14 protein-coding genes are annotated in these 16359 nt (G+C 67.1%); 4 read left to right on the forward strand and 10 right to left on the reverse strand.

Going from position 1 to position 16359, the window contains the following annotated elements:
- Positions 1-156 precede the first annotated feature (156 nt).
- Together AB4Y36_RS09750 and AB4Y36_RS09755 are read left to right on the forward strand one after the other, a co-directional pair.
- Positions 157-2538, forward strand: coding sequence for a UvrD-helicase domain-containing protein (locus AB4Y36_RS09750; protein WP_069268667.1), 2382 nt, complete (start codon positions 157-159; stop codon positions 2536-2538).
- A 43-nt stretch (positions 2539-2581) separates the two neighbouring features.
- Positions 2582-3400 carry a 5'-methylthioadenosine/adenosylhomocysteine nucleosidase gene (locus AB4Y36_RS09755; protein ID WP_342945958.1) on the forward strand — a complete coding sequence of 273 codons (819 nt, stop codon included), beginning with the start codon at positions 2582-2584 and terminating at the stop codon, positions 3398-3400.
- Between the two features lie 19 nt (positions 3401-3419).
- On the opposite strand, the gene AB4Y36_RS09760 is transcribed toward AB4Y36_RS09755, so the two are convergent.
- The 6 genes from AB4Y36_RS09760 to AB4Y36_RS09785 all read right to left on the reverse strand — a co-directional run bounded on the left by AB4Y36_RS09760 (position 3420) and on the right by AB4Y36_RS09785 (position 11373).
- The gene (locus tag AB4Y36_RS09760) at positions 3420-5318 is read right to left on the reverse strand and encodes a propionate--CoA ligase (RefSeq protein WP_368682854.1); all 1899 of its coding nucleotides are present in this window, start codon (positions 5316-5318) and stop codon (positions 3420-3422) included.
- Between the two features lie 176 nt (positions 5319-5494).
- Entirely contained in the window at positions 5495-6091 is a 597-nt protein-coding gene (locus AB4Y36_RS09765; protein ID WP_368682855.1) for a hydrogenase maturation protease, read from the reverse strand.
- 304 nt (positions 6092-6395) lie between these two features.
- Entirely contained in the window at positions 6396-7259 is an 864-nt protein-coding gene (locus tag AB4Y36_RS09770) for an HlyD family secretion protein (RefSeq protein ID WP_069268663.1), read from the reverse strand.
- 40 nt (positions 7260-7299) lie between these two features.
- A complete protein-coding gene (locus tag AB4Y36_RS09775) occupies positions 7300-7500 on the reverse strand; it encodes a DUF1656 domain-containing protein (protein ID WP_042271036.1) in 201 nt (66 codons plus the stop codon).
- Positions 7490-9733, reverse strand: a complete 2244-nt coding sequence (locus AB4Y36_RS09780; protein WP_368682856.1) for an FUSC family protein — start codon at positions 9731-9733, stop codon at positions 7490-7492. The genes AB4Y36_RS09775 and AB4Y36_RS09780 overlap by 11 nt, the downstream gene beginning before the upstream one ends.
- A gap of 11 nt (positions 9734-9744) precedes the next feature.
- Positions 9745-11373, reverse strand: a complete 1629-nt coding sequence (locus AB4Y36_RS09785; RefSeq protein ID WP_368682857.1) for an efflux transporter outer membrane subunit — start codon at positions 11371-11373, stop codon at positions 9745-9747.
- 156 nt (positions 11374-11529) lie between these two features.
- Here AB4Y36_RS09785 and AB4Y36_RS09790 point away from each other — a divergent pair, with 156 nt between their 5' ends.
- Together AB4Y36_RS09790 and AB4Y36_RS09795 are read left to right on the forward strand one after the other, a co-directional pair.
- Complete coding sequence (locus tag AB4Y36_RS09790) at positions 11530-12468, forward strand: LysR family transcriptional regulator (RefSeq protein ID WP_069268660.1); 939 nt, start codon at positions 11530-11532, stop codon at positions 12466-12468.
- 144 nt (positions 12469-12612) lie between these two features.
- A complete protein-coding gene (locus AB4Y36_RS09795) occupies positions 12613-12756 on the forward strand; it encodes a hypothetical protein (protein ID WP_169739136.1) in 144 nt (47 codons plus the stop codon).
- Between the two features lie 18 nt (positions 12757-12774).
- Here AB4Y36_RS09795 and AB4Y36_RS09800 read toward each other — a convergent pair whose 3' ends face one another.
- From AB4Y36_RS09800 to wrbA, 4 genes are all read right to left on the reverse strand, one after another.
- Complete coding sequence (locus AB4Y36_RS09800; protein WP_069268659.1) at positions 12775-13581, reverse strand: metallophosphoesterase; 807 nt, start codon at positions 13579-13581, stop codon at positions 12775-12777.
- A 30-nt stretch (positions 13582-13611) separates the two neighbouring features.
- Positions 13612-15048 (reverse strand): FAD-binding oxidoreductase, encoded by a 1437-nt coding sequence (locus AB4Y36_RS09805; protein ID WP_368682858.1) that lies wholly within the window; start codon positions 15046-15048, stop codon positions 13612-13614.
- Between the two features lie 140 nt (positions 15049-15188).
- Complete coding sequence (locus AB4Y36_RS09810; RefSeq protein ID WP_069268699.1) at positions 15189-15545, reverse strand: DUF2069 domain-containing protein; 357 nt, start codon at positions 15543-15545, stop codon at positions 15189-15191.
- Positions 15546-15613: 68 nt separating this feature from the next.
- The gene (wrbA, locus tag AB4Y36_RS09815; protein WP_069268657.1) at positions 15614-16231 is read right to left on the reverse strand and encodes an NAD(P)H:quinone oxidoreductase; all 618 of its coding nucleotides are present in this window, start codon (positions 16229-16231) and stop codon (positions 15614-15616) included.
- Positions 16232-16359: the final 128 nt, after the last annotated feature.

Raw genomic sequence — 16359 nt, forward strand, 5'->3', positions numbered from 1 at the left:
TGCGGGCGTTCTGCGCGCGAGGCGTGCCGCTTGGGTCACCCAAGCCGCAGCGTGCGTGCGCACTTATAATGGCGGTCTGCCATTCAACGACGGCGCGCCTGTGCCGCGCGCCACGTCCCCGGGGTCCCGCCCTGGGGTCACGCTCCTTTTCAGCCCATGCCCGAACTGCTCGCGAACCTGAACCCCGAACAACTCGCCGCCGTCACGTTGCCCAACGAACCGGCGCTCATTCTGGCCGGGGCCGGCAGCGGCAAGACGCGCGTGCTGATCACGCGCATTGCGTGGCTGATCCAGCAGGGCATGGCCTCGCCCTCGACCATCCTGGCCGTGACCTTCACGAACAAGGCCGCGCGCGAAATGGTGGGGCGCCTCCAGGCGCTTTTGCCCATCGACACGCGCGGCATGTGGATCGGCACGTTCCACGGCCTGTGCAACCGCATGCTGCGCGCGCATTTCCGCGACGCCGGTCTGCCGCAGACCTTCCAGATCCTCGACACCGCAGACCAGCTTTCGGCCATCAAGCGTCTGATGAAGGGCCTGAACGTCGACGACGAGAAGTACCCGCCCAAGAACCTGCAGTATTTCATCAACAACGCGAAGGAGCAGGGCCTGCGTCCGAAAGACGTGGATGTGAGCGACGATTTCAACCGCAAATTCGTCGAACTCTACGAAGCGTACGACCAGCAGTGCCAGCGCGAAGGCGTGGTCGATTTCGCGGAGCTGCTGCTGCGCTGCTACGAACTGCTCGCGTACAACCCGCCGCTGCGCGCGCACTATCAGAGTCGCTTTCGCGACATTCTGGTGGACGAGTTCCAGGACACCAACAAGCTCCAGTACGCGTGGCTCAAGCTGCTCGCGGGGCCGGGCAATGCGATCTTCGCGGTGGGCGACGACGACCAGTCGATCTACGCGTTCCGCGGCGCGAACGTCGGCAACATGCGCGATTTCGAGAACGAGTTCCGCGTGAAGCACATGATCAAGCTGGAGCAGAACTACCGTTCGCACGGCCATATTCTCGATGCGGCCAACTACCTGATCGCGCATAACTCGCGGCGTCTGGGCAAGAATCTGCGCACCGATGCGGGCCACGGCGAGCCGGTGCGCGTGTACGAGGCGGCCACCGACTCGCAGGAAGCCGGCTGGATCGTCGAGGAGATTCGCGCGCTCATCAACCAGGGGCTCGCGCGCAACGAGATCGCCATCCTTTATCGCAGCAACGCGCAGTCGCGCACGATCGAGCACACGCTCGTGAACGCGGGCGTGCCGTACAAGGTGTATGGCGGCTTGCGCTTCTTCGAGCGCCAGGAAGTGAAGCATGCGCTCGCGTATCTGCGTCTCATCGACAATCCGAACGACGATACGGCGTTCGCGCGCGTCGTGAATTTCCCCACGCGCGGCATTGGCGCGCGCTCGATCGAGCAGCTGGCGGATGCCGCGCGCCTCTACAACTGCTCGATGGCCGCGGCCATTCCGTACGTCACGGGCAAGGCGGGCTCGAGCCTGGGTTCGTTCGCCAATCTGGTCGCGAAGATGCGCGCCGAGACCGCGCAGATGAGCCTGCCGGAAACGGTCGAATACACGGTACGCATGAGCGGTCTCGCCGAGTTTTATCAGAACGAGCGTGAAGGTCAGGATCGCCTCGAGAACTTGCAGGAACTCGTGACCGCGGCCACGGCGTTCGTGAGCGAAGAGGGCTATGGCCTCGACACGCCCGCGCGCTCGATTCCGCTGCGCCCGGGCGCGAGCGCGGTGCCCGAGATCGTCTCGCAGGACGGCGAGATCGAAGTGCTCGATGCGCCCACGATCACCGACCCCGCGCAGAACCCCGACGTCATGACGCCGCTCGCGGGCTTCCTCTCGCACGCGTCGCTCGAAGCCGGCGACAACCAGGCGCAGGCAGGCCAGGACGCCGTGCAGTTGATGACGGTGCACGCGGCGAAGGGCCTCGAATTCACGGCGGTCTTCATCACCGGTCTCGAAGAGGGCTTGTTCCCGCACGAGAACAGCGCGATGGAAGCCGACGGCCTCGAAGAAGAGCGCCGCCTGATGTACGTGGCGATCACGCGTGCGAAGGAGCGGCTCTATATCTCGTTCGCGCAGAGCCGCTTGTTGCACGGCCAGACGCGCTACAACGTGCGTTCGCGCTTTTTCGACGAGCTTCCGCAGGAATCGCTCAAGTGGCTCACGCCCAAGGTCGAGGCCGGTTCGCGCTGGGGCGGGCGTTCCGACAACGCCGGCTGGGGCCGCGACTGGTTCGCGCGTCCGGGCGGCGGCAGTGGCGGCAGCAGCGAAGGCGGCCGTCGCGAGCGCGACGCCTATATCGCCGACAAGAGCCCGGCGCCCGCGTTCGCCAACGAGCAGCGCGCCGCCGAGACGGGCTTCCGTGTGGGCCAGGGCGTGTTCCACACGAAGTTCGGCGAAGGCACGATCACGGCGCTCGAAGGCAGCGGCACCGACGCCAAGGCGCAGGTGCGCTTCAAGCGTCACGGCGAGAAATGGCTCGCGCTGGCGGTGGCCAAGCTGCAGCCGGTGGAGTGAGCGCGCGCAAGCCTCAAACGACTCAGACGGAAATCATTCGAAGATGAACCTCTCGACTCACGCGGGCGGCAGTGCCGCCCGTCCGCTCGGCGTGCTCGCCGCGCTGCCCCAGGAACTCGGCGATCTGATCGCGGCCATGCAGGCCGAATCGGGGGTCGTCACGCGCACGTTCGGCCGGCGTGACTATCACCTGGGCACCGTGCACGGCGCGCCGTGCGTGGTGACGCTCGCGCGCGTCGGCAAGGTGGCGGCGGCCGCCACGGCCAGCGCGCTGATCCATGCGTTCGATGTGGAAGCGATCGTCTTTACGGGCGTGGCCGGCGGCGTGGGTGCGGGCGTCCACGTGGGCGACGTGGTGGTGGGCGAAACGCTGCTCCAGCACGACATGAACGCCGAGCCGCTGTTTCCGCGTCACGAAATCCCGCTGCTCGCGCGCTCGCGTTTCGATGCCGACCACGCGTTGGCTCAGGCGCTCGCCGCCGCATGCGAGCGTTTCATCGCGGAGGAGGGGCCGGAGTTGACGGCGCGCTTCAAGGCCGCGCTGCCGCGCCTCGAAACCGCGTTGCCGCAGGTGCATCGCGGGCTCGTGATCAGTGGTGACCAGTTCGTGGCGAGCGCCGCGGCCGTGGGCGCGCTGCGCGCGCTGTTGCCCGATGCGCTCGCCGTCGAGATGGAAGGTGCCGCGATCGCCCAGGTCTGCCACGAGTACGACGTGCCGTGCGCGATCGTGCGTACGATCTCCGATACCGCCGACGAGCACGCGAGCACCTCGTTCTCGAGCTTCCTCGCCGATATCGCGGGCACGTACTCGACGGGCATCCTCAAGCGCTTCCTGGCCGCTTACCGCCCGCTCGCACGTTGAGCGTACGCACGCGCAGGCCTCAGCTTTCGCCTGCGCTCACCGCCTCGCGAATCGACTGCAGCGCCGAGGCATCCTCGATGGTCGGCAGATCGCCCGGGTCGCGCCCTTCGGCGAGCGCCGCGATCGCGCGGCGCAATAGCTTGCCGGAGCGCGTCTTGGGCAGCATCGGCACGAAGTGCACGCGCGCGGGCCGGCCGATCGCGCCGAGCTGGCGGTCCACCGTCGCGGCGAGCGAAGCCGCGAGCTTCTGTGCATCGGCGGGATTCGCTGCCGCATTCGCGTCGCGCAGCACGACGAACGCCAGCGCCGCCTGACCCTTCACCGCGTCGTTCACCCCCACCACGGCCACTTCCGCGACGGCCGCGTGCGACGAGATCGCCTCTTCGATCTCGCGCGTGCCGAGACGATGGCCCGCCACATTGATCACGTCGTCGGTGCGGCCGAGGATCGTCACGTAACCGTCGCTGTCCTGCACGCCCCAGTCGAAGGTCGAATACACCTGCTGGCCCGGCACGCTTTCCCAGTACGTGTTCACGAAGCGCGCGTCGTCGCCCCACACGGTCTGCATACAGCCTGGCGGCAACGGGTAGCCGAGCGTGATCACGCCTTTCTCGCCTTGTGCGCAGGGCTCGCCCGTATGTTCGTTGCGCAGCACGAGGTCGTAGCCGTAGCAGGGCACGCCCGGTGAGCCGAGCTTTTGCGGCAGCGGATCGACGCCGCGCTGGATCGCCAGCATCGGCCAGCCGGTCTCGGTCTGCCAGTAGTTGTCGACGACGGGTTTGGCGAGTGCATCCGAGATCCATTCGGCTGTGGGCTCGTCGAGCGGTTCGCCCGCGAGAAAGAGCGTGCGCAGGCTCGACAGATCGGCGCAGTGCAGCAGCGCCGGGTCCTGCTTCTTGAGCACGCGAATGGCCGTCGGCGCCGTGAACATCAGGTTGATGCGGTGCTGCTCGACGAGGCGCCACCAGATGCCACCGTCGGGGCGCACCGGCGTGCCTTCGTACATCACCGTGGTCATGCCCGCGAGCAGCGGCGCATAGATGATGTAGCTATGGCCCACCACCCAGCCGATGTCCGACGCCGTGAACATGGTGTCGCCGGCGTGTCCTTCGAAGATGTATTCCATCGATGCGGCGAGCGCCACCGCGTAGCCGCCCACGTCGCGCTGCACGCCCTTGGGCTTGCCCGTCGTGCCCGAGGTGTAGAGGATGTACGAAGGCTCGTTCGATTCGAGCCATTCGCAGGGAATCTGCACATCGTAGTGTTGCTCGCGCAGCGGCTCGTAGTCGACGAGATACGGCGCGTTCAGCCGCTCGGGCGCGAGCTGGCGGTCGATCAGCAGCACCTTGGGCGGCGCGTACTCGGCGCGCGCCATGGCTTCATCCACGAGCGGCGTGTAGTCGATCACCTTGCCGCCGCGCGCCCCGGCGTCGGCGCTCACGAGCAGCACGGGCTTCGCGTCGTCGATACGCGCGGCGAGGCTCGGCGCGGCGAATCCGCCGAACACCACCGAGTGGATCGCGCCCAGGCGCGCGCAGGCGAGCATGGCAAAGACGGCCTCGGGAATCATCGGCAGATAGATCAGCACGCGCTCGCCGCGCGCGACGCCGAACGAGCGCATCACGGCGGCCATGCGGTTCACTTCGGCGTGCAGGTCGGCGTAGGTGTAGCGCCGCTCGATGCCGGTCTCGGTCGAGACGTAGACGAGCGCGTTCTGGTGAGCGCGCGACGAGAGGTGACGGTCCACGGCGTTGAAGCACAGGTTCGTGCGGCCGCCGCAGAACCAGCGCGCAAACGGCGGATTCGAGCGGTCTAGCACCTGGTCGAACGGCGTCTCCCAATGGATGCGCTCGGCCTCGCGGCGCCAGAAGTCGTCGGGGTTCGCGACCGACTCGCGGTGAAAATCGCGGTAACGCATGACTACCTTCCTCCCGTACTGATGGTGCAGCCGTTGGCCGATCTGGCGCAGTTTTTCAGGATAGTGCAGTGCAATGCGCGCGGGCAACGCGGGTTCTCCCGCGGATTCTCTCGCGGATTTCCGCGTACGGGCGCATGCGGCGCGCCCGCCGGGCGCGTGCAACCGCTGTGCGGCGCTCAGCCGCGGATGTCGGGATGCTCGAGACGCGGCAGCGGTGCGACGCGCCAGCGGCGCAGCCAGAGCCGGGCGGCATCGACAGTCGCATCGAGTTGCGCGCGCACCGTGCTCGACAAGCCCGCGCCGTAACAGTCGCTGCCTTGCGGCTGCACGCCGATCAGCACGATCTCGCGCGGCGAGCGGCCGCTCAGCTGCGCGCAGGCCAGCGCGTCGGCGAAACCCATGCCAGGCCGGCTCGGGCGGCGCGTGTAGAGATGTTCGGCGGCCGCATCGCCGGTGAGGATGCGCAGCGTGCCCGGTTCGAGCCCGAAATCGATTGATGTGAGCACGATCAAACGCTGCGTGGATTCGACGACGGGCAGCAGCGCGCGGCCGCGCGTACCGCCTTCCACGAGTTCGACCTGCGCGGGGCATTGCCAGGCCGCCTTCAGCCGCTCGAGCGCGAGCACGCCCAAACCGGCGTCGCCCCACTGAACGTTGCCGAGGGCGAGCACGACCACCCGTTGCGGCGCGAGGGCCTGACGCTTCGCGAGCCCGGCCAGTGCGCGGCGCGCGAACGCGCGCACCGCGCCGTCGTCGCGCGCCGTCCGCGGCATGGCGCCGATTTCGCAAGGTCGATGTAGGCGAAGGATCACGTTGAGGGCTGATTGGAAGACTGGGGAATAGGAATAATCCGAGTAATCCGACCAACATCCGTTGACATGGATCAAGCGAGAGAGGCTTTAACGTGATAAAGACATTGTTTTGCAATACTCATCGATTCGCTGTCGGCGCACTGTGCGGGAAGCGCTAACACTCCGTGGGCGCACAGCAACAAAAAAGGGAACGCCAAACTGGCGTTCCCTTTTTGCTTGCGCTGTTTGCGTAGCCCGGCTGGCAGTACGCGCCGTCACGGCGCCATCACGTGCCTGGTTTGACGACCACCGTGCAGGTCGTGCCCGCGGCGAGGACCATGTCGTCCGGCACCTTGTCGATGTGGATGCGCACCGGCACGCGCTGCGCGAGGCGCACCCAGTTGAAGGTCGGGTTCACGTCGGCGAGCAGTTCGCGGCTTTGCGGATTGTCGCGGTCGTAAATGCCGCGCGAGATGCTCTCGACGTGGCCCTGGAGTGTGCCGCCGCTCATCAGCTTGATGTCGGCCTTGTTGCCCACCTTCACGTGCGGCAGCTTGGTTTCCTCGAAGTAGCCGTAGACCCAGAACGAATGGCTGTCCACCACGGCAAGCTTGGCCTGGCCCGAGATCGCATAGTCGCCCTGGAACACCTGCAGGTTCGTGATGTAGCCGTCCACCGGCGAGACCACGCGCGTGCGTTCGAGGTTGAGCTTGGCTGCGTCGAGCGCAGCGATTGCCTGCTGGTACTGCGCCTGTGCCGAATTTGCCGTATGCGAGGCGTTCTCGCGGTTTTCGGCCGAGACCACTTCGCTGTCCATGTCGGCGCGGCGGCGCGCGTCGTCCTGGCGCATCGTCAGCTCGGCCTTGCGCGCGGCCACGGCGGCCTCGGCCTGCTCCACGGCGATCTGATAGTGCGACGGGTCGATCTGCATGAGCAGGTCGCCCTTGTGCACGAACTGGTTGTCCTTCACGGGCAGCTCGACCACGGCGCCCGAGACGTCGGGGGCGATGTTCACCACTTCGGCGCGCACGCGGCCGTCGCGGGTCCACGGCTCGTCCATGTAGTGAACCCACAGGACGCGCCCGACCAGAATGGCGACGACGAAGATGATGGCCGTCGCGATAAAGCCAATGAGGTTGCGGATTGTCATGATTCGGTTGATTCGTTCAGCGATGCATGCAGTGACGCATTCAGTGATAGACCGCGAGACCGAGCAGGCAGCACACGACCACGAGCAGGCTCACGCGAAAGAGGGACGGGTGCCACACGACGCGGTAGAGGCCGGTTCGGGCCAGTACGGAATCGAGCACCCAGGTGATCGCCGCGCCCAGAATGAAGAGCAGCACGATCGCCGGGATATAGGCGTCGAGAAACGCGACGTCACGAGGCATGGTTGGCTCCTTGGCTCGCGCCGGGGTTCGCGCTTTCGTTGCCCGCATACGCCGCGAGCGGCGATTGCGGGTCGATGAGCGCGGTGCGGATGAAATGCAGATGGCTCTGGATGCGCTGCAGCTGGTGGCGCTCTTCGCGCGGCGCGTCGCCACGCTCGGCTGCGCTCGTCGCTTCGGGTTGCCACATGCCTTGCAGCACGGCCTGGCTTGCGTCGATCGCGCGAGCCGTCGCGGCGAGCGCGTCGCGGTAACGCGCCTCGCCCGGGCGGTCGAAGAGCGCGCTCGCGGCTTTGAGCGTCGCGTCGATCGCCACGCGCCACGCCGTTCCCCGTGCGTACTGCGGATGCGCGGGCAGCGTGGCCAGTTCGTGGCGCAGATCGAGCGCGGCGTTGCCCACTTCGAGCGTCGAGAAGAGCCAGCGCATCGTGTCGCGGCGTTGCGCGTCGTCGTTGCCGGCGATCGCGGAGAGCTGGAACATCAGGTCGCGCGCGCCGCTCTCGAAGCGGTTGCGCAGTCCCTTCAGGCGCGCGCGGCAAGCGTGCACGGCGCCGCCGCGCAGGTCGGCCAGCAGTCGCCGGCGCAGCCACGGCGTGGAAGGCGGCAGGAGCACGGCGAACGCCAGCGCCGAGACCGCCATCGACGCGATGAGCGCGAGCGCGTCGTTCATGTAGCTGCTCGGGTTGTACTGCACGACGTTGTCCGGCCCCGCGAGAAAGCACAGGAAGATGCAGTAGCCCACGCCGTAGCCCGCGTACTTCGGGCGCGTCGTGAGGAACACGCCGAACGCGAGCGCGGGGGCGAGCGCGACGCACAGCATGACGAAGCCGTCGATGTGCGGAAACACGCCGAACGTGAGAATCATGCCGACGACCGATGCGAGCACAGTGCCGAGCGCCATCTGCGTCGCCATGCGCGAGGGCTGCGGCGCGGACGAGGCGAGCGCGCAGGTCGCGGCGGCATTGAGCACGAGGTTGGTGCCGCTCGGCCACGCGGTGGCGATCCAGAACGCGCCGAGCAGCGTCATCACGACGGCGGCGCGCAGGCCTGCCACGCCCGCTGCGATCAGGTTGGTCTTCGGCACGTAGCGCGAAATCCATTTCTCGCGCGAGTGCGTATCCACGGCGAGCGAGGCGTAGGTGGCCGTGTACTCGGTCATCTCGTGCACGAAGCGGTAGAGCAGCTCCGTGGCGGTGTCGAAGTCGAGCAGGCGCGCATCGCCTTGTGCTTCGAGTTCGGCGCGCGTGGCGCGCACGCGCCGCGGCAGCGCCGAGCGGTAGTCGTCGAGTTGCTGCGAGACGTGCGTTGCGTCGGCGGCCGTGAGCACAGGCTCGCCTGCTTTGGCGAACAGCGGCGCGATCTCGCGGAAGTACGGTTCGAGCGCATCGACGGTGGCAGAGGAGCCGTCCGCGCGCAGACGGTTCATCAACTGATGCAGCGCGTGAAAGCGCGTGGAGACCGTCATGAACTCGGTGTTCAGGCGCGCGAGGCGCCCCGAGCGCATGCGCGCGTCGGGCGACTCGAACACGGCCATGCTGCGGTTCGCTTCGAGACCCACGACGTCGGCGACGAACCGCGCATTGCTCGCTTCGATATGCGAACGATCGACACGCCCGGCAAGCGCCGCCGAAACGTAATCGACGAACGACGAGAAACGGCGCCGCACGTTCGAGCGCAGCAGCTCGCCCGTAAACTGCGGAAACACCGCGGCGCTGACGAAGCCCGAGCAAAGGATGCCGATCGAGATTTCGCCCACGCGCGTCATCGCCGACATGAACGCGCCGTCGGGATGCTGCGAGGCCGGAATGCCGATCAGCGCCGCCGTGTAGCCCGCGAGCACGAAGCCGTACGAGCGGAAGTTGCGGTTGCGCGCGGCGCCCGCGGTGCACAGGCCGACCCACAGCGCCGTCGAGACGATGAAGAGTTCCGGCTGCTGCGCGAAGAGGCCGATCAGCGCGAGCATCACGACGAGGCCCACGAGCGTGCCGCAAAGCCGATAGAAGCTCTTGGCGAACACGGGGCCGCTTTGCGGCTGCATCACGATGAACACGGTGGTCATGGCCGTGCGCGGCTGCGGCAGATCGAGCTTCATGGCGATGCCGAGCGCGAGCAGCGCGGCGGCGATCGCCTTGAAGAGATAGATCCACACGAGGCCGTCGGTACGCGCCCAGTCGGCGAGCGCGGCGTAGAGGCTTTGGCCGCCCGGCTGCGAAGCGGAGGAGGTGGACGCTTGCATCGTCGTCTGCCTCAGTGCGCCGTGCCGGCTGCGCCGGCATTGCCCGATGCGTTCGCATCGGCGGCGTCGGGGCCGGACGAAGCATGCGAGCCATGCGGCGCGAGCAGCGCCGCAGGCATGAGCGGCACGTCGCGCGTCTTCTTGCCGTGCGCGGGCAGTTGCTCGGCTTCGGTTGGGCCCTTTGCTGCGGCATCGCTCGATGCGTCGATCATGCCGCCGCCCAGCGCCGCCACGAGCGTGGCATGGGCGGCCAGCCGCTCGGCCTGGATGTGCGCGACGCCTTCCTGGGCGCGCAGCAACTGCGTTTGCGCAATCAGCACGTTCACATAGTCGGTCAGGCCGCGGCGGAAGCCTTCCTGTGCGAGATCGTAATTGCGCTGCGCGGCCGCGACCGAGCGGTGTGCGTCGTATTCCTGCGTCGCGAGCGAGCGCATGCGCACCACCTGATCGGCGATTTCCTTGAGCGCGGTGACGATCGTCTGGTTGTACTGATCGACGGCGATGTCGTACGCGGCGGACTGCGCGCCGAGCTGCGCGCGCAGGCGTCCGCCGTCGAAGATCGGCAGCGAGAACGCGGGGCCGCCCGCATAGCTGCCGCTCATCGACTTGAGGAACTGGAACAGCGGGCCGGCCGCCGCGTAGCCGCCCATCGAAACGAGCAGGTTCACGTTCGGATAGAAGTCGGCCTTCGCGACGTCGATGCCGCGCGCCTGCGCGGCGACGAGCCAGCGCGCCGCGACCACGTCGGGGCGATAGCCGATCAACTGGGCGGGCAACGCCGAGGGCAGACCTGCAGGCGCCGCGAGCGAGAGCGCAGGCCGCTCGATCGCTTCACCGGCGCCCGGGCCCTTGCCCGCGAGCGCCGCGAGCTGGTTCTTGCCGAGCGCAATGGATTCTTCGAGCGCGTCGATCTGGCGTTCGTATTCGGGCAGCGGCGTTTGCGCCTGGCTCACTTCGAGCTGCGTGCCGATGCCGCCGGCCAGGCGCTTTTGCGCGAGCGCAAGAATGCGTTGCTGCTGGCCGAGCGTTTGCTTCGCGATGTCGAGCAGCGCGTAGTTCATCGACATCTCGATGTAGGTGCGCGTGACATTGACTTCGAGTTCGAGCTGCGCCGCGCGCGCGTCGGCGGCGGTGGCGTGGGCTACGTCGAGCGCGCGCTCGGCATTGTTCTTGTCCTGGCCCCAGAGGTCGAGGTGATACGACAGGCCGAGCGTGGCTGTGTTGTTCCACGTGTTCGCACCCGCGAGCGGGCCCGGCCCGTAGTAGACGTTGTCGGACCATTGCTGGCGCTGGATGGACATGCTGCCGTTGATTTGCGGCAGGAGCCCGGCCTGGGCCACGCCGACCATCGAGCGCGCTTCGCGCACACGCGCCTGGGCGGCGGCAAGCGAGGGGTTGCCGGCCACGGAGGCTTCGATCCAGGCATTCAGCTGAGGGTCGTTATAGCCGCGCCACCAGTCGCTGGCGGGCCAGCCGGCGTCGGTGTTGGCCGCGCGGATCGCCGATCCGGCGTCGAGTTGCGCGGCTTGCGCCTGTTGCGCTTGCGGTGCGATGCCCCCGGTACTGGCGCAGCCCGCGATTATCAACGAGAACGTAAGAACCGTGAGTGCGGCTAGTCCTTTCGGTACCGGAGACTGCACGATTTACTCCTTATCTTGGCTATGAATCACTGCGTGTCATTATATTTTTTGAGCGATTGATGAATAACCGGTAAGGATGCAAGGCATTTTTACGAAACGTGAGACAATCGATCTTACGGATTATGAAACAATTCGTGTGTCAGAAAGAGGATTGGTATGGATACGCTTCAAAACATGCGTGTATTCGTCCGGGTGGTGGAGGCGGGCAGCTTCACGGGCGCGGCGCAATACCTGAACACGACCACGGCTTACGCTTCGCGCGCGGTTTCCGATCTGGAGGCGCACCTGCGCACGCGCCTGCTGAACCGCACGACGCGCCGCATTGCGCTCACCGAGGCGGGTGAGCGCTACCTGCAGCGCTGCGAGCAGATCCTCGCCTACGTGGATCAGGCCGAAGCGGAAGCCGGCGACGCGCATGCGCGCCCCTCCGGAAAGCTCAAGGTCCACGCGATGACGAGCTTCGGCCAGCACTATGTGGTGCCGGCGGTGGGGCAGTATCAGCAGCGCTATCCGGACGTGCACGTGGAACTCACGCTCGCCCAGCGCATGCCGGACCTGCTCGACGAGGGCTACGACGTGGCCCTCGTCGTCGCGACCGATCTGCCGGATTCCGGTTTCGTGTCGCAGCGGCTGACGAGCGCGTTCAGCATCGTGGTTGCCTCGCCGGCGTATCTGGAAAAGCGCGGCGTGCCGCAAAAGCCCGCGGATCTCGCGAACCACACCTGCCTGCAGATGGTGACGCCCGTGTTCCCGACCTCGCAGTGGCAGTTCACGGGCCCCGAAGGCGAGGCCACGATCGACCTCGGCCCGGCGACCTTCCAGGTGAACGTGGCGGAGGCGATGGCGGTGGCCGTGCGCGAGGGCATGGGCGTGGGCCTGCTGCCGATCTATTCGGCGATCAGCGGTTTGCGCAGCGGCGAGCTGCAATGGATCCTGCCGGAGTACAAGTCGCAGGAGATGAACGTCTTTGCAGTTTATCCGTCGCGCCAGTATCTCGACGCGAAGATCCGCACGTGGGTCGAGCTGCTGCGCGAGAGCATGCCTTCGACACTCGCTCGGGATCACAACGAGCTGCGCCAGTTCGCGCGCACCTGAGCGCAATCAAATGGCGCGCGGGCCGTGACAGCCTGTTACAGCTTGCGCAGATGGCAACACTTCCTTACGCCCGGCGGCGCGGTGGCTTGGTAAGGTAGCGGGACTGTTTCACGCAACCTCTTTCTGCCAACACCGGAAACTCGAATGGATACGCATCTGATGATCGGCATCGCCGTGATGATGGGCCTGATCGGCATCGCGGCATCGCGCGATCTGCTGCGCATGCGCCGCGCGCAGCTCCAGCCCGCGACGCTGCGCGTGCGCCGCGACGACGCACGCATGCACTAAAGCCGCGGGTTTGCCTCGCTAGATCTCCACCACCTTGTCCCAAGCAAAGGCCGGATTCTCCGGCCGCCCCGTGCGGCGGTCGCGATAGCCGCGCGGATTGCACACCACGCGGGTGCCGTTGACCGTGTAGTCGAAGCACGTATGCGTGTGGCCATGTATCCATAGCGCGACCGGCGCGCGCACGAGCGCGCCGAGATCGCTCACGAATCCCGCCGACACCAGATCCTCCGCGTAGCGCGGCGCCAGACTCCCTTTATGCGGCGCGTGATGCGTGACGACGATCGTCTCGCCCGCGAAGGGCTTCGCCAGTTCCGCTTCGAGCCATGCGCGCGAACGCGCGTGGAGCGCGAGCGAGTCGGCCGGCGTGAAGTCGCGGGCACCTGCTTGCGGGCTGTCCGGCCAGGACACCTGGATCAATCCGCGAAAATCCAGCATCACGCGCATCGCTGCCGCTATGGCGGCTTCACGCGCGGCGTCGTCGGCGCCGAAGAGTGCGAAGTCGGCCCACAGCGTCGTGCCTAATACCCGAAAGCGGCCCGCCGGATCGACGTAGACGCCATCGTTGAGGAAATGCACGTTGTCGAGCGTGGAGGCGGCGTCGCGCATCGCCGTTTCCAGCGCGCCGAGATCGCCGTCGTAGTACTCGTGATTGCCGGGCACGTACACCACCGGCACCTGCGGATCGAACGTTTCCGCCGCCCAGCGCAAGCCCAGCCCGTGATTGTGGATGTCACCCGCGAGCACGACGAGATCGGCCTGCGCATGCGGGATCGTGTCGGGCTCGTCGTTTTCCAGATGCAGGTCGGATAGCACGCGGATCTTCAACACGATGTCGGCTCCTTGCGTCCCGCGCGTTCAGCGCAGCACTTTCCCCGGATTCATCAGATTCAGCGGATCGAGCGCGGTCTTGATCGCGCGCATCAGCGCGAGTTCGACCTCGCTCTTGTAGTGCATGTTCTCGTCGATCTTCAGCTGCCCGAGGCCGTGTTCCGCACTGATCGTGCCGCGATGGCGATCCACGCTGTCGTAGACGATGCGGTTCAGCGTCTTCTCGTTTTCGGCGAGGAAACGCTTCGGGTCGCCGCCTTCGGGCGCCTGCACGTTGTAGTGCAGATTGCCGTCGCCGAGATGCCCGAAGGTGACCATACGCGCGCCGGGCACCGCGCGGGCGATTTCGGCGTCGGTTTCCTCGATGAAATGGCCGATGCGCGAGATCGGCACCCCGATATCGTGCTTGATGTTCAACCCTTCCTGCGCCTGCGCGAGCGGAATGTGCTCGCGGATATTCCAGAACGCCTGCGACTGCGCGAGGCTTTCCGCGACCACGGCGTCTTCCACGAGACCTTGTTCGAGCGCTTCTTCCATGAGCCGCTCGAAGAGGGCGCGCGCGTGTTCTTCGCTTTCGTTGTCCGACAGTTCGAGCAGCACGACCTGCGCGTGATGCTCCGCGAACGGATAGCGCAGTTGCGGGAAATGACGGCCGACGAGCGCCATGCAGAAGTCCGACATCAGCTCGAAGCCCGTGAGCAGCGGCCCGGCGTAGCGCTGCGCGAGTGCGAGAAAGTCGAGCGCCGCATGTGCCGAGCCGAGCGCGGCGAGCGCGGTGACGCGCGCGGCCGGCAGCGGATGCAGCTTCATGACGGCGGCGGTGATGATGCCGAGCGTGCCTTCCGCGCCAATGAAGAGATCGCGCAGATCGTAGCCGGTGTTGTCCTTGCGCAGCCCGCGCAGACCGTCCCAGATCTCGCCTTGCGGCGTGACGACTTCGAGGCCGAGACACAGCTCGCGCGTATTGCCATAGCGCAGCACGCCGGTGCCGCCCGCGTTGGTCGAGAGATTGCCGCCGATCGTGCAGCTGCCTTCGGCCGCGAGCGAGAGCGGGAAGAGGCGGCCTGCATCTTTTGCGCGCGCCTGGACTTCGGCGAGGATCACGCCGGCTTCGACGGTGATGGTGTTGTTGTGCGGATCGATTTCGCGCACGCGGTTCAGGCGGCGCAGGCTCAGCACGGCCTGGTTGCCGCTCGTGTCCGGCGTGGCGCCGCCCGCTAGGCCCGTGTTGCCGCCTTGCGGCACGAGCGCCACGCGATGCTCGCGCGCGAGCTTCACGACCGCGGCGACTTCCTGCGTATTGGCCGGGCAGAGCACCGCGACGGCCGCGCCCTGGTAGCGGCGGCGCCAGTCGGCGAGGTAGGGCGCGGTGTCGTGCGCGTCGGTCAGCACGTATTGCGCGCCGATGGCGGCGGCGCAGGCGTCGAGAAAGCCTTGGCAGGCGGTCGGGGTGGAGTCGGTCATGGTGTCTCGGATATTCGCGCCTGGGCTGGCTCGCGGCGCGATTGTCATGAAGTCGCGAGGCTCAAACGGTTAGTTTGACACGGCGGTAACCTTCACGCAGCGCTCGTGGACGAGGCGGTCGCGGCGTGGAAGGCCGTCGCTTAGGCCGACTCGCTTTTAGCGGACTTTGCGGCGGACTTCGCGGCACGCTTTGCCGCGCGCTTGTACGGCGCGACATAGGCAAGCGCACACGCGAAAAAACCAAGAGCCAGCGCGACTTCCACCCAGCCGAGCCGGTTGCCGGGCGCGGGATCGGTCATGCCGCGCACGATGCCTTCCGCGAAGTAGAGCAGCACGAGCATCGCCGCCCATTGCAGCGTGTAGAGCCTGCGTCGCAGCACGCCAGGCAGCGCGATGGCGAGCGGCACGGCCTTGAGCACGAGCGCGCTGCCGCCGGGGCGCAGCGGCGCGAGCCGCCACTCCCACGCAATGCACAGCAGCGTGAGCGCGGCGAGCATCGCAAAAGCGCCGAGCGCAGCGCCGCGACGCTGGACGATGGGCTCGGCGATGCCGTCCACGCGGGTATTCACAGCCGCTGGCCTTGCTCGGTGACAGCGAGTGCGAGCGCCGCGCGCGCAAGCCGCACACCCAGCGCGCTCGCGAGCGTCTTTTCATCGGCGCTCAAACCGTGGCCGCGCGCGTCCTGGCGCGCGTGATGCGAGGCGCCGTAGGGCGAGCCGCCGCCCTGCGTGGTCGTGAGCGCGCTTTCCGTGTAGGGGATGCCCACGAGCAGCATGCCGTGATGGAGCAGCGGCAGCATCATCGAGAGCAGCGTGCTCTCCTGGCCGCCGTGCAGGCTGCCCGTCGATGTGAACACGCAAGCGGGCTTGCCAGCGAGCGCACCCGAAAGCCACTGCGGTGTGGTGCCGTCGAGAAAGTATTTGAGCGGCGCGGCCATGTTGCCGAAGCGCGTGGGCGAGCCGAGCGCGAGGCCCGCGCATTCTTCGAGGTCGCGCAGTTCGACGTAGGGCGGCCCGTCGGCGGGGATGTCGGGCGCGGTGGCCTCGCAGACCGTCGAGACGGGCGGCACCGTGCGCACGCGCGCTTCGGCGCCGGGAACACTGTCGATACCCTGGGCGATGGCGCGCGCGAGTTCGCGCGTTGCGCCATGCCGGCTGTAATAGAGCACAAGAATCGGTTTCATCGGGCCTCGTCGGTGGACGGGATATTATAGGGGTTGGGTCTGCCGCCGCAGCGGCGCACCGGCGAGCGACGCGCATCTTACGCGCAAATCATCGGCAAATAGGTACACTGCGTGCGCGCCGGATCAGA

Source organism: Paraburkholderia sp. BR10936, from assembly GCF_040965735.1.
Taxonomy (GTDB): domain Bacteria; phylum Pseudomonadota; class Gammaproteobacteria; order Burkholderiales; family Burkholderiaceae; genus Paraburkholderia; species Paraburkholderia nodosa_A.

Coding starts and splice junctions, on each gene's coding strand:
- AB4Y36_RS09805 (WP_368682858.1), bottom strand. CDS start 15,048: ATGACCGACTCCACCCCGACCGCCTGCCAAGGCTTTCTCGACGCCTGC.
- AB4Y36_RS09765 (WP_368682855.1), bottom strand. CDS start 6,091: ATGCCGCGGACGGCGCGCGACGACGGCGCGGTGCGCGCGTTCGCGCGC.
- AB4Y36_RS09755 (WP_342945958.1), top strand. CDS start 2,582: ATGAACCTCTCGACTCACGCGGGCGGCAGTGCCGCCCGTCCGCTCGGC.
- AB4Y36_RS09810 (WP_069268699.1), bottom strand. CDS start 15,545: ATGCTCGCCGCGCTCACGCTGCTGTGCATTGCGTGGGAGTGGCGGCTC.
- AB4Y36_RS09790 (WP_069268660.1), top strand. CDS start 11,530: ATGGATACGCTTCAAAACATGCGTGTATTCGTCCGGGTGGTGGAGGCG.
- wrbA (WP_069268657.1), bottom strand. CDS start 16,231: ATGAAACCGATTCTTGTGCTCTATTACAGCCGGCATGGCGCAACGCGC.
- AB4Y36_RS09750 (WP_069268667.1), top strand. CDS start 157: ATGCCCGAACTGCTCGCGAACCTGAACCCCGAACAACTCGCCGCCGTC.
- AB4Y36_RS09770 (WP_069268663.1), bottom strand. CDS start 7,259: ATGACAATCCGCAACCTCATTGGCTTTATCGCGACGGCCATCATCTTC.
- AB4Y36_RS09780 (WP_368682856.1), bottom strand. CDS start 9,733: ATGCAAGCGTCCACCTCCTCCGCTTCGCAGCCGGGCGGCCAAAGCCTC.
- AB4Y36_RS09775 (WP_042271036.1), bottom strand. CDS start 7,500: ATGCCTCGTGACGTCGCGTTTCTCGACGCCTATATCCCGGCGATCGTG.
- AB4Y36_RS09760 (WP_368682854.1), bottom strand. CDS start 5,318: ATGCGTTACCGCGATTTTCACCGCGAGTCGGTCGCGAACCCCGACGAC.
- AB4Y36_RS09795 (WP_169739136.1), top strand. CDS start 12,613: ATGGATACGCATCTGATGATCGGCATCGCCGTGATGATGGGCCTGATC.